General features: G+C 73.5%; 13 protein-coding genes. 10 read left to right on the forward strand and 3 right to left on the reverse strand.

The window, feature by feature from the left end:
- Positions 1-147 precede the first annotated feature (147 nt).
- The 5 genes from ACQPZA_RS31915 to ACQPZA_RS31935 all read left to right on the forward strand — a co-directional run bounded on the left by ACQPZA_RS31915 (position 148) and on the right by ACQPZA_RS31935 (position 4,516).
- On the forward strand, positions 148-1,320 hold the full coding sequence (locus tag ACQPZA_RS31915) for a YbfB/YjiJ family MFS transporter (protein ID WP_433275765.1): 1,173 nt from the start codon (positions 148-150) through the stop codon (positions 1,318-1,320).
- 42 nt (positions 1,321-1,362) lie between these two features.
- Positions 1,363-2,079 (forward strand): SDR family NAD(P)-dependent oxidoreductase, encoded by a 717-nt coding sequence (locus ACQPZA_RS31920; RefSeq protein WP_433275766.1) that lies wholly within the window; start codon positions 1,363-1,365, stop codon positions 2,077-2,079.
- Positions 2,080-2,112: 33 nt separating this feature from the next.
- Positions 2,113-2,352, forward strand: coding sequence for a tautomerase family protein (locus ACQPZA_RS31925; RefSeq protein ID WP_433275767.1), 240 nt, complete (start codon positions 2,113-2,115; stop codon positions 2,350-2,352).
- 188 nt (positions 2,353-2,540) lie between these two features.
- Positions 2,541-3,335 (forward strand): ESX secretion-associated protein EspG, encoded by a 795-nt coding sequence (locus ACQPZA_RS31930; RefSeq protein ID WP_433275768.1) that lies wholly within the window; start codon positions 2,541-2,543, stop codon positions 3,333-3,335.
- Between the two features lie 95 nt (positions 3,336-3,430).
- On the forward strand, positions 3,431-4,516 hold the full coding sequence (locus ACQPZA_RS31935) for a peptidoglycan recognition protein family protein (protein WP_433275769.1): 1,086 nt from the start codon (positions 3,431-3,433) through the stop codon (positions 4,514-4,516).
- Between the two features lie 30 nt (positions 4,517-4,546).
- On the opposite strand, the gene ACQPZA_RS31940 is transcribed toward ACQPZA_RS31935, so the two are convergent.
- Positions 4,547-4,909 carry a hypothetical protein gene (locus ACQPZA_RS31940; protein ID WP_169395253.1) on the reverse strand — a complete coding sequence of 121 codons (363 nt, stop codon included), beginning with the start codon at positions 4,907-4,909 and terminating at the stop codon, positions 4,547-4,549.
- A 251-nt stretch (positions 4,910-5,160) separates the two neighbouring features.
- Here ACQPZA_RS31940 and ACQPZA_RS31945 point away from each other — a divergent pair, with 251 nt between their 5' ends.
- Positions 5,161-6,519 (forward strand): FAD-dependent oxidoreductase, encoded by a 1,359-nt coding sequence (locus ACQPZA_RS31945; RefSeq protein ID WP_433275770.1) that lies wholly within the window; start codon positions 5,161-5,163, stop codon positions 6,517-6,519.
- Between the two features lie 9 nt (positions 6,520-6,528).
- Here the strand turns inward: ACQPZA_RS31945 and ACQPZA_RS31950 are convergent, their stop codons facing one another.
- A complete protein-coding gene (locus ACQPZA_RS31950) occupies positions 6,529-7,932 on the reverse strand; it encodes an NAD(P)H-quinone dehydrogenase (protein WP_169395251.1) in 1,404 nt (467 codons plus the stop codon).
- Between the two features lie 72 nt (positions 7,933-8,004).
- On the opposite strand from ACQPZA_RS31950, the gene ACQPZA_RS31955 reads away from it, so the two are divergent.
- On the forward strand, positions 8,005-8,454 hold the full coding sequence (locus tag ACQPZA_RS31955) for a gamma-glutamylcyclotransferase (RefSeq protein WP_169395277.1): 450 nt from the start codon (positions 8,005-8,007) through the stop codon (positions 8,452-8,454).
- 83 nt (positions 8,455-8,537) lie between these two features.
- On the opposite strand, the gene ACQPZA_RS31960 is transcribed toward ACQPZA_RS31955, so the two are convergent.
- The gene (locus ACQPZA_RS31960; protein ID WP_433283080.1) at positions 8,538-9,719 is read right to left on the reverse strand and encodes an amidohydrolase; all 1,182 of its coding nucleotides are present in this window, start codon (positions 9,717-9,719) and stop codon (positions 8,538-8,540) included.
- A 478-nt stretch (positions 9,720-10,197) separates the two neighbouring features.
- Here ACQPZA_RS31960 and ACQPZA_RS31965 point away from each other — a divergent pair, with 478 nt between their 5' ends.
- The 3 genes from ACQPZA_RS31965 to ACQPZA_RS31975 all read left to right on the forward strand — a co-directional run bounded on the left by ACQPZA_RS31965 (position 10,198) and on the right by ACQPZA_RS31975 (position 14,087).
- Complete coding sequence (locus ACQPZA_RS31965) at positions 10,198-11,451, forward strand: serine/threonine-protein kinase (RefSeq protein ID WP_312859021.1); 1,254 nt, start codon at positions 10,198-10,200, stop codon at positions 11,449-11,451.
- Between the two features lie 216 nt (positions 11,452-11,667).
- On the forward strand, positions 11,668-12,468 hold the full coding sequence (locus ACQPZA_RS31970) for a purine-nucleoside phosphorylase (RefSeq protein ID WP_433275771.1): 801 nt from the start codon (positions 11,668-11,670) through the stop codon (positions 12,466-12,468).
- The gene (locus tag ACQPZA_RS31975; RefSeq protein ID WP_433275772.1) at positions 12,465-14,087 is read left to right on the forward strand and encodes a phospho-sugar mutase; all 1,623 of its coding nucleotides are present in this window, start codon (positions 12,465-12,467) and stop codon (positions 14,085-14,087) included. Before ACQPZA_RS31970 ends, ACQPZA_RS31975 begins: the two co-directional genes overlap by 4 nt.
- Positions 14,088-14,104: the final 17 nt, after the last annotated feature.

The raw sequence follows: 14,104 nt of genomic DNA on the forward strand, positions 1-14,104 counted from the left end.
AATTCCGTAGCCCGACGTCCATGCCTGCGGAACATGGATGCGCTACGCCAGGCATTTAACAAGGCGCCGTGCCGCACTTACGTTCGATGACGAGCCGACAAGGGAGAACTCGTCGTCATGATCCGCATCGTGAGCGCAAGGCGAGCAATGTGCTCGGAAGCATCGTCGTCCCCGTGGCCGATCGTCGGGCAGGGCGCGGCGGCGCTCGCGGCGAGTATGGGGATCGGCAGGTTCGTCTACACCCCGATCCTGCCCCTGATGCAAGCGCAGACGAGCCTGTCCCCGCAGTGGGGGTCGGCGCTGGCGACGGCGAACTACGTCGGCTATCTCGCCGGGGCGTCGGCCGGAATCCTCGTCCCGGCGTTGGTGCGCTCGGCGGTGGCCCTGCGCACGTCGCTGATCGTGCTGGTCGCGACCTTGGCGCTGATGCCGGTCACGCAGAACGACGCAGTGTGGGCCGTGCTGCGGCTGACCGCGGGCGCCACCAGCGCGCTCGTGTTCGTCATCGCCGTCAGTGCCGTGCGCCGTCACCTGCGTGATCACGGTTCGCACCTGACCGGATGGGCTTTCGGCGGCATCGGCACCGGCATCGCCCTGTCCGGGATCCTGGTGCTCCTCCTCCGGTCGGTGGCCACCTGGCGGGCGGCCTGGTGGGCGTCGGCGGCTCTCGCGCTCGTCCTCGCGGCAGGCGCCTGGGCGCTGCAACCGGAGCCGGAACCGGAGGGCGCGGCCGGAGTCGGCCGGGCCGGGCCGGGGACGGACACCTGGTTCTGGGCGCTGTTCGCCGGCTACACGCTGGAAGGTGTCGGCTACATCATCGCCGGGACGTTCCTGGTGGCGGCGATGGACCAGAACGCCTCCGGCTCGACCGGCAGCGGTGCGTGGGTTCTGGTCGGGCTCGCCGCCCTGCCGTCCTGCGCCCTGTGGGCGCGGCTGGGCAAGCGGTGGCCGGCATCGGCGCTGCTGCCGGTCGCGCTGGTGATCCAGGCTCTCGGCATCGCTCTGCCCGCTGTCTCCGGGGGCATCGGACCAGCGGTGGTGTCAGCTCTGCTGTTCGGTGCGACGTTCGTTGGCGTCACCTCGATGGCACTCGGGATCGGCGCGCACCTGCGGTTCCCGCGTGCGGTGGCCTTGTTGACCACCGGGTACGGCGCCGGGCAGATCGCCGGCCCACTGGTCGTCACCCCGTTGTTGAGCCATGGCTACCAGCAGCCTCTGCTGGTCGGCGCCGCCGCCGTCCTCGCCGCCGCCCTCGCCTCCGCGGCACTGCGATTCCGATTCCCGCGCCGGCCGGATCGCGTGGCGGAAATCTCTCGATAACCACTCCGCACGACAACCAGAGAACACGAAGGGGAACAGACCGTGGGAAACCTCCAGGGACAGCAGGTCGCCATCATCACCGGCGCCTCGCAGGGTATCGGCGCCGACCTGGTCAGCGCCTACCGGAAGCTGGGCTACGGCGTGGTCGCGAACTCACGCTCGATCGCGCCGTCCGAGGACCCGGACATCGTGAGTGTCCAGGGCGACATCGCCGACGCAGATACTGCGCAGCGGGTGATCGGAGAGGCACTGAGCAGGTTCGGCCGCGTCGACACACTGGTCAACAACGCCGGCCTCTTCATCGCGAAGCCTTTCACCGAGTACACGGAGGAGGACTTCGCCGCCGTGGTGCGGGTGAACCTGGCCGGGTTCTTCCGCATCACGCAAGGAGCCGTGGAACTCATGGAGAGCCAGGGAACAGGGCACATCGTCAACATCACGACGAGCCTGGTCGACCACGCCAACTCGAACGTGCCGTCCGTGCTCGCCTCGCTGACGAAGGGCGGCCTGGGCGCCGCCACGAAGTCGCTGGCCATCGAGTACGCGACGCGCGGCATCCGCGTGAACGCCGTGTCTCCGGGAATCATCAAGACCCCGATGCACCCGGTCGAGACCCACGAGGCGCTCGCCGGACTGCACCCCGTGGGCCACATGGGCGAGACCAGGGACGTCGTCGACGCCGTCGTCTATCTCGAGTCGGCGCCCTTCGTGACCGGAGAAGTCCTGCACGTCGACGGCGGCCAGAGCGCCGGTCACTGACCCGCGCAACATCTCGGAGAGGAGCAGGAAGAAATGCCGGTCGTGACCATCAAGGTGACCCGAGAGGGAACCACTCCTGACGCGCACTCGGTGACCGCCGAGGAGAAGGCCGCGCTCATCAGCGGAGTCAGCGCGCTGCTGCTCGACGTGCTGAACAAACCGGTCGACTCCACCTTCGTCATCATCGACGAGGTCGAGACCGAGAACTGGGGCTGGGGCGGCCTGCCGGTGGAGCAGTTCCGTGAGCAACTGCGTGCGCGTCAGGCCGAATGACCAGCAAGAGGTCCGGCGCCGGTTCGACCGGTTGCCGGAGGCCGCGACGGCCGGTGCGGACTGCAGCCGCACCGGCCGTCGTGCGTCCCGGGGTCGTTCACGTTCGTACACAGGTTCCCGGGAACGCCCCCGGCACCGGATCTCCCCGCCCTACCGTCGCCGCGAGATCTCGCGCACGGGAGGACACCATGGCCGAGCCCGCCCTCGAACCGCTGCCCGACGCATCCCGGCACGTGCTCACCGCCGTCGAGTTCGACGTGCTGTGGGAGCGGCTCCGGCTCGGCCCCACGCCCGTCGTCCTGCGCCTGGAGTCGCCGGGCCGCACCCGTGCCGGGCGGCGGGAGCTCCAGGCGGCGGGCTGGCAGGCGCTGCGCCGGCGCGGGCTCGCCGGGCCGTCCGGCCCGGATCCCGGGCTCACCCGGCTGCTGCACCTCCTGGCCCGTCCCGCCGAGCAGCTGGAGCTGCGGGGGCGGTGGCAGCACAGGGTGCGGGCCGTGGCCGCAGGCGGCCCCGACGCGTGCGTGCTGGCGGTCCGCCAGGACGCCACCGTCACCCTGGGAGCGCACGGCTCGCTTCCGGCCGCACTGCTGCGCGCGCTCCCCCACGTCCCGCCGGGTCCCGGGCGGGCCGCCACCGTGCCGTCGGCCGTGCTCGCCACCGCCGCGGCGGGCCCCGGACTGCGGACGGCGCTCCTCGCCGGGAAGGTCGCTCCGGCCGATGCCGGCCTCCTGGCCCGCATGGTCACCGGCATCGACGCGGGCGCGCAGATCGTCGCCCTCAGCGCCGACCGCTGGGGCGTGCTCCGCCGCGCGGGCGGTGTACTCGCGATCCTCGACGGACCCCGCGGCCGCTACCTCATGACGCGCTCCGCCGGCGAGGACGGCGTCGAGTGGACCACGGTTGCGCCCACCGACCCCCGCAGGCTGGGGCACCGGGTGTCGGAGCTGCTCGCCGCGGCGCGCGCCGCAGCGGGTAGCGGCTGACGCCCCCGCACGCGGATCGTCAAGATCATGCCCGCTTGCCGGGCATACCTCCGAACGGGTTAACGTACCCGCCACTCACCCCTCGGAGGATCACCATGGCCGTCAGTCGCAGGGCGCTGCTTCTCGGAGGAGGATCGGCAGCACTGGCCGTCGCCGCCGGCACCACCACGGCCTTCGCGCAGACCCCTGCACCGGCCCCGCCGCCGGGCGAGCCGGGGGTGACCGGCACGCTCCGGCTGCTCGGCGACACCGCACCGGTCCGGGCCGAGCAGCGTCTCACCCACCTGGGGCTGAGCTGGTCCGGAGAGCCGGACGTCGGGTTGCGGGTGCGGGTCGGGTCGGACTGGCAGGCCCTACCGGTACGGGCGGCGTGCGGCGGGGGGCGCGACGACAGGCCCGGCCGACGGCGCTCCGCGCTGGTGGCCGTCCCCGACACCGGGGAGTACACACTCGACATGGGCACCGACACCCCGGTGCGGGTCGGCGAGATCAACACGATGGCCGAGCCGAAGTCGGCTTCCGGACCTCGGAGCGAGAAGTGGGACGACGGCCTCGTCTACCGCACCCGCGCCGGGTGGGGCGCCGACGAGGGGCTGCGGTTCAGCGCCGAGGGCACCGAGCTGTTCCCGCCCACCTGGCACCCGGTGCAGACGCTGACCGTGCACCACTCGGCCACCCAGAACAACGACCCCAACCCGGCGAGCACGGTGCGCGGGATCTACTACGACCACACGGTCACGCGCGAGTTCGGTGACCTCGGCTACCACCTGCTGATCGACGAGGCGGGCGCCCTCTACGAGGGCCGCTGGTCGGGGGACGACCCGGTTCCGGTCTTCGGCGGCGCGTCCACCCACAAGGCACCGCTGATGGCCAACGCCGCCCACGTCGGCGGCTTCAACGCCGGCAACGTCGGGGTGGTGCTGCTCGGCGACCTCGTCGACGTGGAGCCCACGTCCGCGGCGCTGGACACCCTGCTCCAGGTGCTCACGGTGCTCACCCGCGTCTGCCGGCTGGACCCCACGGGCACCACCGACTACGTCAACCCGATCTCCGGTGCCACGGCCACGGTGCCGACCATCTCCGGGCACCAGGACTGGGAGCCCACCACGGAGTGCCCGGGCGACAAGCTCCACGCGAAGCTCCCCGAGATCCGCAAGCGGATCGCCGCCGCCCTGGCCTGAGGGCCCGCGCGGAGTGGTGCGCCGGAGCGCTCAGCCGTCGAGGTTCCGAGCGCCCGTACCGCGCCCGGCCACCGCCCCGGCGACACCCGCCACCACCGTCACGCCGGCGAGCAGGATCGCCACCAGCCCGAGGCCGCCGACGAGCAACCCGATCACCGCGGACACCGCGCCGACCGCGAGCCCGGTGCGCGCCACCGCCGCCCCCGTGCGGTCGCGGGACACGTAGCGAGCGGCTCCTGCCGTGAGCAGGATCGCGAGCAGCCCGCTGAGGGGGGCGAGCAGAGCGACGGGCGGCAGGAGCAGGTAGGCGGCGTCGTCCACGAGCTGCGCGCCGATCCCGGCGATCAGCACTGCGCCGGCGGGCACGCGGGACGTTGCAGGCAGAGTGGTCATCACTCGATCGTGCGCGGCCGGCCGGGCGCCGGCATCAGGGATCGCCCGGACCGGACCCGGAGCCGGGACCGCAGGGCATGCGGGAGCGGCCTCGCCCGGGCGGGTGCCCGGGGTAGCTTCAAGATCCCGTTTGCCCCGTCGCCGGAGCCCGTCGCCCGGCCGCACCAGCAGGAGTCCACCCAGTGCCGTCCGCATCCCGCGTCTTCACGGAGCTCAGCACGTCCCGACGGCCGACCGATACCAGACCGATCATGGGTCGCGCGGTCGTGCTCGGCGCCAGCATGGCGGGCCTGCTGGCGGCCCGGGTGCTGAGCGACCACGCCGAGGAGGTCGTCGTCATCGAGCGCGACGCGGCCGACACCGGGTACGAGCCCCGGCCGGGGGTGCCGCAGGGCAGCCAGGTGCACGCGCTCCTGCCGGCGGGTCAGGTCCAGCTCGAGCGCTGGTTCCCCGGGTTCGCCGAGGAGGCGCTCGCGGCCGGCGCCGTGGTGCCGTCGCCGTCCGGCACCCGGATGTACGTCAACGGCGTGCTGCAGCCGCCCCCGCAGCGGATCGCGGGATCGGGCATCGCGCTGGTGACGACCCGGCCGTTCCTCGAGGCGATGGTCCGGCGCCGGACCACGGCCATCGCCAACATCCGGATCGTCCACGGGCGCGCCGAGGGCGTGGTCTTCACCGGCGACAGGGCCACGGGAGTGCGGTACCGGCCGACGGGCGAGAGCGCCGACGCCGACGCGACCATCCAGCCTGCGGACCTGGTCGTCGACGCGATGGGCCGGTCGAGCCGCCTCAGTGACTGGCTCGAGGAGAACGGCTGGGTCCGGCCGCCGATGCAGCGGATGCCGATCAAGCTGAACTACGCCACGGCGATGTTCCGCCGCGACGAGCAGATCAGCGACATCAGCGTCGTCGTGTCGCAGACCCGCCCCGCGGCGGACCGGGTGGCCCGGATCGGAGGCATCAACGCCGTCGAGGACAACCGCTGGATCATGTTGATCTCGGGTTACGCGGACGACCGTCCGAGCCGTGATCCCGCCGAGTTCGCCGCCCGGTGCCGCCGGGACTTCCCGTCCGTCTTCGGGGACATCGCCGAGCAGGCCGAGATGCTCGGGGACGTGATCACCTACCACCAGGCCGACAGCAGGCGGCGCGAGTTCCACGAGCTGGAGCGCTTTCCCGCCGGGCTCGTGGCGATCGGGGACGCGGTGGCGTCGTTCAACCCCGTCTACGGGCAGGGGATGACCTCCGCGGCGCTGCATGCGTCCTGCCTGTCGGCGTACCTGCGCGGGGAGCCGCGGCTCGACGAGCCGGCGCGAGAGTACTTCGACAAGGTGCGGGTGGTCGTCGACGCGGCCTGGCAGGTCTCCACCCTCGCCGACCTCGCGCTGCCCCACGTCGACGGCCCCTACCCGCCCGGCTACGCGCTGATCTCCAAGCTGGGCGACATGGTGCTCGCGATGTCGGCGGTCGATCCCGAGATCAACCGGCGGATGAGCATGGTCACCACGATGCTCGCGCACCCGAGCACGCTGGCCCGGCCCAGCACGCTCGTGCGGGCCGTGGGCGCCAGGCTGCGCACCGGCCTCCGGAGCCGAGCCTCGGCGAGATGACGAGCCCGGTCAGTCCAGGTCGCCGTGGCGCATGAGCTGGCGTCCGGCCTCGGTGATCGAGCCCGACAGCGACGGGTACACCGAGAACGTGTGGGCGAGGTCGGCCACGGTGAGGCCGTTCTGCACGGCCAGCGCGATCGGCAGGATCAGCTCGCTCGCCACCGGGGCGACGACCACACCGCCCACCACCACGCCGGTGGCGGGCCGGCAGAAGAGCTTCACGAACCCGCGGCGCAGCCCCTGCATCTTCGCCCGCGGGTTGGTGGACAGCGGCATCATGATCGTGCGAGCCGGCACCTCGCCCGCGTCGATCGCCCGTTGGCTGATCCCGACGGTCGCGATCTCCGGCCGGGTGAACACGGCCGCCGCCACCGTCTTCAGCTTGATCGGCGCCACGCCCTCGCCGAGCGCGTGCCACATCGCGATCCGGCCCTGCATCGCGGCCACGGAGGCGAGCATCAGCACCCCGGTGCAGTCGCCCGCCGCGTACACGCCCGGCACCGACGTGCGCGAGACCCGGTCGACGGGGATGAAGCCGCCACGCCCCGGCTCGACGCCGATCTTCTCCAGCCCGATGTCGGCGGTGTTGGGCACCGACCCGACGGTCATGAGCGCGTGCGAGCCGGTGACGGTGCGGCCGTCGGCGAGGGTGACGACCACGCCGTCCCCGTCGCGTTTCACCGTCTCGGCGCGCGCCTGCGCGAGGATCTCGACGCCCCGCTCGGCGAAGACGTCCTGCAGCACGGCCGCGGCGTCGGCGTCCTCGCCGGGGAGCACGCGGTCGCGGCTGGAGATCAGGGTGACCCGCGCCCCCATCTCCACGTAGGCCGAGACGAACTCCGCGCCCGTCACCCCGGAACCGATGACGATCAGGTGCTCGGGCAGCGCCTCGAGGTCGTAGAGCTGGCGCCAGGTGAGGATGCGCTCGCCGTCGGGGACGGCGTCCGGCAGCACGCGCGGCGTGGCGCCGGTGGCGATGAGGACGACGTCGGCGGGAAGCTCCTCGCGTCCACCATCGGGTGTCCGCGTCTCGACCACGTGGGGCGCCCGCACGGAGGGCTCGTCGGTGAAGACGGCGGTGCCGCGGACGATGCGCACGCCCTCCCGCTCCACGCGGGCCCGCACGTCGGCGGACTGCGCGAGCGCCAGGCGCTTCACCCGGGCGTGCACCGTGGGCAGGTCGACGCCGATGGCCTGCCGGTCGGCCGTGACGCCCAGGTCAGGGGCACGATGCAGGTCGACTCTGATGCCCGCGGACGAGATGAAGGTCTTGGACGGCACGCAGTCGTCGAGAACGCACGCACCGCCCATCCCTTCGCGCTCGACGACGGTGACGTCACTGCCGTGCTGGGCCGCCACCAGCGCCGCCTCGTACCCCGCAGGCCCCCCGCCCATGATCACGATGCGCGTCACCGAGGCATGCCTCCTCCTGATGTCCGGTTCCCCGAGAACGGTACGCGGGCGATGGCGCACTACTCTGTGGCGGTGCCGCTGTACGCCGCTTACGGGTCGAACATGGATCCTGCGCAGATGAAGGAGCGTGCCCCGCACTCGCCGATGGCGGGTACCGGGTGGCTCGTCGGCTGGCGGCTCACCTTCGGGGGCGAGGACTACGGCTGGGAGGGCGCGCTCTCCACGGTGGTCGAGGACCCGGAGTCGCAGGTCTTCGTCGTGCTCTACGACGTCTCCGAGCTCGACGCCGACCAGCTCGACCGCTGGGAAGGCGGCGAGCTGGGGCTGCACAAGAAGCTCCGGCTACGGGTGCACACCCTCGACGGCGATGTCCTGGCCTGGATCTACGTGCTCGACGCCTACGAGGGCGGGATGCCCAGCGCCCGCTACCTCGGGGTCATCGCCGACGCCGCCGAACAGGCCGGCGCCCCGGCCGACTACGTCTCGGCGCTGCGCAACCGCCCGAGCGGCAAATCCGTCTGACCCCTCGCGGCGCGCCACGGGCCCGATCAGCGAACGGCACGAGCCGCCGGTTCCCCTGGGGGACCGGCGGCTCGTGCGGGGCGTCAGGGGGCGGTGAGGGCCGTGAGCGCGGCCTGGATGAGGACGCGGACCCCGAAGGGGAGGGCGCGCTCGTCGAGGTCGAACGTGGGCTGGTGGATGTCGCGCATCGGGCCGTGCCCGGGCCACACCCCGAGCCGGGCCATGGCGCCGGGAGCGTGCTCCAGGTACCAGGCGAAGTCCTCGCCACCACTGCTCTGCTCGGTGCTGGTGGCGGCGTCGGTGCCCCGGACGGCGATGGCGGCGTCGGCCAGCATGCCCGCGCTGACCGCCTCGTTGACCACGGGCGGCACGCCGCGGATGTGCTCGAGCACGTAGCCGGTGCCGGTGGGGGCGAGCAGCGCCGAGACCAGCGAGCGGATCTTGGCCTCCAGCTCCCCCCACGTGTGGTGGTCGGCGGTGCGCAGGGTGCCCCGCAGGACACCGTGCTGCGGGATGGCGTTGGCCGCCTCCCCCGCGTGCACGGCACCCCAGACGAGGACGGTGCCCGAGCGCGGGTCGACCTGGCGGGTGAGGAGCAGCGGCAGCTGGGTGATGAGCAGGCCGAGGGCCTCGACGAGGTCGGCCGTGAGGTGCGGGCGTGAGGTGTGGCCGCCGGGAGAGGTGAGCCGGACCTCGAGGACGTCGCACGCCGACGTGATGGGCCCGACCCGGGTGCCGACCTTGCCGACCTCGAGACGGGGGTCGCAGTGCAGGGCGAAGACGCGGTCGACACCCTCCATGACGCCGTCGGCGACCATGTCGATCGCGCCGCCGGGCTGAACCTCCTCGGCGGGCTGGAAGATGAGCCGCACCCGGCCGGGCAGTGCAGGCGCGGAGGCCAGCGCGAGACCGGCCCCCAGGAGCATGGCGGTGTGCGCGTCGTGCCCGCAGGCGTGCATCACGCCGTCGACGGTGGAGCCGAACGGGAGGCCCGTGTCCTCCTTGAGGGGAAGTGCGTCGAGGTCTGCGCGGAGGGCGACGCAGCGGTCGCCGTATCCGATGTCGCAGACGAGGCCGGTGCCGCCGGGCAGGGTGCGGGGCTCGAGCCCCGCGGCCATCAGCCGCCGTGCCACCAGTTCGGTGGTGCGGTGCTCGGCGCGTCCGAGCTCCGGTACGGCGTGGATGGCGCGTCGCCAGGCGACCACGTCGGTTCGGTGTGCCGCCAGCCAGGAGTCGAGCCATGGCGGGCCACTGCCCGCACCCATATCATTCACGGCCAGCTCCGCAGGCGGCACGAGGTCGTTGTGCGCCTCCAGCAAGGTCACCGCACACCACCGCGTGCAGCGGTCCCCCGAGGACCGGTCGCAGCGCGCAACGTCAGCGGTGCGCGCATTGAGGCTGCTCTGTCGTGCATCTAGCCATCGTGCTCACCCGGACGGCGGTGTTCCAACCGGAAACGCATCAGGGGCCGGAATCCGCGCCGAGGGGTTGCGGATCTGCTGCGGGCGGGCACGCGGACTGTGACGAACGGTCGCCGGAAGCTGAGGCGAACGGGGGTTGACACCGCTCGTCGCCGCTCGTCGAACGCCCATGCGGCACGCAGTGTCGCCATGCTGGACCTCTCAACAACCACCCACACCCACAGGGGTCAACTCCCCCCTTCGGGAGCAACCCGGGAGCAATCCCGGTGCGTACGCGGGGGCCGCCAGCGCCGCTCCTGCGCGGGCCGGGGAGAATGGGTACGTGTCGCAGGACAGCCCGGAGGGCCAGCACGTGCGCCTGATCGGCGGCCGGTACCGGCTGTCCGATCTCCTCGGCAGCGGCGCCATGGGCACCGTCTGGGCGGGTTACGACGAGGTGCTGCAGCGCCGGGTGGCGGTCAAGGAGCTAAAGGTCCCGCCGGGTGTTCCCGAGCAGGAGGCGGCGGAGGCACGCGAGCGCATCATGCGTGAGGCGCGGGCCCTCGGCGGCCTGTCGCACCCGAACATCATCACCGTGTTCGACGTGGTCGACGTCGACGGCGCACCGGTGGTCGTCCTCGAGCTGGTGCCGTCCCGCAACCTGGCGACGATGATCGGCGAGCAGGGCACGCTGACGCTGCAGCAGTCGGCGGTGGTCGGCTTCGCAACGGCGGGCGGCCTGCGGGCAGCGCACCGCAGCGGGATCACGCACCGGGACGTCAAGCCGGGCAACGTGCTCGTGGCCGACGACGGCCGCGTGAAGCTCACCGACTTCGGCATCGCCCGCAACATCGCCGACGCCCCCATGACGAGCGTGGGGCTCGTCCTCGGCTCCCCCGCCTACATCGCGCCGGAGGTGGCGGCAGGCCAGCCGGTGACGCCGGCGGCGGATCTGTGGGGGCTCGGCGCCACGCTCTTCGCGGCGCTGGAGGGGCGCCCGCCCTACGACGTGCACGGCGACCCGGTGTCCACGATCACCGAGGTGGTGGACGGCGAGGTCCCGCGGCCGCGCACGTCGAGCGCGGTGGCCGACGTGATCATGGCACTGATGGTCAAGGACCCCGACGCGAGGATGCCGCTCGACGAGGTCCGCCACCGGCTGCGGCCGCTCATCGACGACCCGGACGACCCGCTCTACCCTGGCTCCCCCGACGCGCCCACCATCGGGGCGGGTCTCCCCGTTCCGACCGCCGCGGAGCGCGCCGAGTTCAGCGCCGGTCGCCCGGCTCCCCTGCCGCCTGCGCCGACCGGCGCGCGCCACCTCGTGGAGCCGGCCCCGCTGGCGACGTCGCCGGGCCCCCTGCCGCCGGCCCGTACCCGCCAGCCCGCCCCGGTCCGGCCGGTGGCCGCCACGGCCTCCCGGCGCCACTCGGCCGCCGCCCCGCCCGTGACGGGCATGGCCGCGGTCGGGCTGGTGGTCGCGGGAGCGGCGGTCGTGGTGGCCGGTGCGATCGGCGGGTGGACCGCCACGCGGCTGCTGGCCGGGCAGTCCCCGTTCACCACCGCCACCGTCTCGTCGGCCGACACCGCACCGTGAGCGGCTCCGCCCTCGCCACCGCCTGACGTCACCATCGGTCGCTAGTGCGGTGGCCACAAACGTCCACCGGGTTCCTCGCGGGCCCAGGCGGCCCCTCGCGGCGTTGCCGCCCTGGCAAATACCCCGGTATGAGCTGCGGGCGGCGCCTTGCGAGGAACCACCTGGATCCCGCGATCAACCCGGCAACGTCCGTGGCCACCGCACTAGGCTCGGCCCATGAGCGTCGAGGTCTCCCCAGCACCCGCCGTCGCCGCCGCAGCGGCCATCGCCGCAGCCACCGGAGTGGACAAGCACGACGTGGCCGTGGTGCTCGGGTCGGGCTGGCGGCCTGCCGCCGACATCATCGGTGACCCCGCCCACGAGATCGCGATGGCCGATCTGCCGGGCTTCGTCACCCCCGCCGTCGCCGGGCACGGCGGCACGATCCGCTCGGTACCCGTCGGAGAGCACCGGGCGCTCGTCCTGCTCGGCCGCACGCACCTCTACGAGGGCCACGGCGCCGACCCGGTCGCCCACGGCGTCCGCACGGCCGCGGCGGCCGGCTGCCGCACCGTGGTGCTCACCAACGCGGCGGGCGGCATCCGGGAGGGCATGTGGGTCGGTGAGCCCGTGCTGATCTCCGACCACCTGAACCTGACCGGCCGCTCGTCACTGGTGGGCCCACGCTTCACCGACCTGACCGACCTCTACTCGCCACGGCTGCGTGCGCTCGCCCGCGAGATCGACCCGTCGCTGTCCGAGGGTGTCTACGCCGGTCTGCCGGGTCCGCACTTCGAGACACCTGCCGAGATCCGGATGCTGCGCGGGCTGGGTGCCGACCTCGTCGGGATGTCCACGGTGCTGGAGGCGATCGCGGCGCGCGCCGAGGGCGTCGAGGTGTTCGGGCTGTCGCTCGTCACCAACCTGGCCGCCGGGATGACCGGCGAGCCGCTCGACCACCACGAGGTGCTGGCCGCGGGTGCGGCGTCGGCAGGCCGGATGGGTGCCCTGTTGCGCGACCTCATCGCCCGCTCGTGACCCTGCCGCCCGACCTGCGTGACGCGGCCACGCGGTGGATCGCCGACGACCCCGACCCCCTGACGCGCACGGAGCTGCAGCGGGTGCTGGCCGCGGCCATGGTCGGCACCCCGGGGGCGGTGGACGACCTGCGCGACCGGATGGCGGGGATGCTGCGCTTCGGCACCGCCGGGCTGCGCGGCCCGGTGCGTGCGGGGCCGGCCGGGATGAACGTGGCCGTGGTCCGCCGGACCACCGCCGGGCTGGCCGCGTGGCTGGCCCGCCGGGGGGACTCGGGGCCGGTGGTGGTCGGCCGCGACGCGCGGCACGGGTCGGAGGCGTTCGCCACCGCGGCGGCGGAGGTGCTGGCCGGCGCGGGGTTCCGGGTGCTGACCCTGCCCGCGCCGTTGCCCACGCCGGTGCTGGCGTTCGCCGTCCGCGAGCTCGGCGCCGTGGCCGGCGTGCAGATCACGGCATCGCACAACCCGCCTGCGGACAACGGCTACAAGGTCTACCTGGCCGACGGCGCGCAGCTCGCGCCCCCGTCGGACGCAGAGATCGAGGCGGCGATCCGCGCAGCTCCGGCCGCGGTGTCCGTCCCGACCGCCGCCACCGCCACGACCGTGGACGTCACGGAGGCCTACCTGGACCGCGCCGGTCGGCTGCCGCGCGGCACGGCCCGGCAGCTGCGGGTGGCGCTCACGCCGATGCACGGGGTGGGCGGGGCCACCGCGGTGCACGCGCTGCACCGGGCCGGGTTCACCGACGTCCACGTCGTCACCGCGCAGGCCACTCCCGATCCGGACTTCCCGACGGTCTCCTTCCCCAACCCGGAGGAGCCGGGGGCCACCGACGCGCTGCTCGCGCTCGCCGCCGAGGTGGACGCCGATCTGGCGATCGCCCTGGACCCCGACGCCGACCGGTGTGCGCTGGCCGTGCCGGACGCCGGGGGCGGCTGGCGGATGCTGACCGGCGACGAGACCGGCGTGCTGCTGGGCGACCACCTGCTGCGGTCGGGCGCCGCCCGCGGTGTGCCCTACGACGACCCGCTGGTGGCCACCACGATCGTCTCCTCGTCGATGCTCCGGCCGCTCGCCGCCGCCTACGGGGCGCGGTACGCCGAGACCCTGACCGGCTTCAAGTGGATCGTCCGGGGCGGCCCGGGGCTGGTGTACGGCTACGAGGAGGCGCTCGGCTACTGCGTCGACCCCGACGCGGTGCGCGACAAGGACGGCATCGCAGCCGCGGTGCTGGCCTGCGACCTGGCGGCGGGGCTGAAGGCAGCGGGCCAGGGACCGGCCGACCGGCTCGACGAGCTGGCCGTCGCGCACGGGGTGCACCGCACCGAGGGGGTGTCGGTGCGCCGGGACCCGGCAGCCCGCGACGCCCTCGTCGAGCGGCTCCGGTCCGGGACGCCGGCAGGATGGTCGGCGCAGCGGCCCGCCCCCGACGTCCTCGTCCTGCGGCGCCACGGCGAACGGCTGGTGATCCGCCCGTCCGGCACCGAACCGAAGGTCAAGGCCTACCTCGAGGTGGTCGAGCCGGTACCGCACGCCGCAGCACTGGCCGAGGCGAAAGCCGCCGCTCGCAGGCGCCTCGACGCCCTGCGCGCCGAGGTCCACGAACTGCTGGAGGGCTGACGGGGCGGCTCGGCTAG

The sequence above is a fragment of the Pseudonocardia xinjiangensis genome (assembly GCF_050948425.1).
In the GTDB taxonomy this organism is placed as follows: Bacteria; Actinomycetota; Actinomycetes; order Mycobacteriales; family Pseudonocardiaceae; genus Pseudonocardia; species Pseudonocardia xinjiangensis.

Excerpts from the sequence above, each read along its gene's own strand:
- ACQPZA_RS31915 (WP_433275765.1), top strand. The coding sequence starts at position 148 with ATGTGCTCGGAAGCATCGTCGTCCCCGTGGCCGATCGTCGGGCAGGGC.
- ACQPZA_RS31925 (WP_433275767.1), top strand. The coding sequence starts at position 2,113 with ATGCCGGTCGTGACCATCAAGGTGACCCGAGAGGGAACCACTCCTGAC.
- ACQPZA_RS31930 (WP_433275768.1), top strand. The coding sequence starts at position 2,541 with ATGGCCGAGCCCGCCCTCGAACCGCTGCCCGACGCATCCCGGCACGTG.
- ACQPZA_RS31935 (WP_433275769.1), top strand. The coding sequence starts at position 3,431 with ATGGCCGTCAGTCGCAGGGCGCTGCTTCTCGGAGGAGGATCGGCAGCA.
- ACQPZA_RS31940 (WP_169395253.1), bottom strand. The coding sequence starts at position 4,909 with ATGACCACTCTGCCTGCAACGTCCCGCGTGCCCGCCGGCGCAGTGCTG.
- ACQPZA_RS31945 (WP_433275770.1), top strand. The coding sequence starts at position 5,161 with ATGGGTCGCGCGGTCGTGCTCGGCGCCAGCATGGCGGGCCTGCTGGCG.
- ACQPZA_RS31960 (WP_433283080.1), bottom strand. The coding sequence starts at position 9,719 with ATGGGTGCGGGCAGTGGCCCGCCATGGCTCGACTCCTGGCTGGCGGCA.
- ACQPZA_RS31970 (WP_433275771.1), top strand. The coding sequence starts at position 11,668 with ATGAGCGTCGAGGTCTCCCCAGCACCCGCCGTCGCCGCCGCAGCGGCC.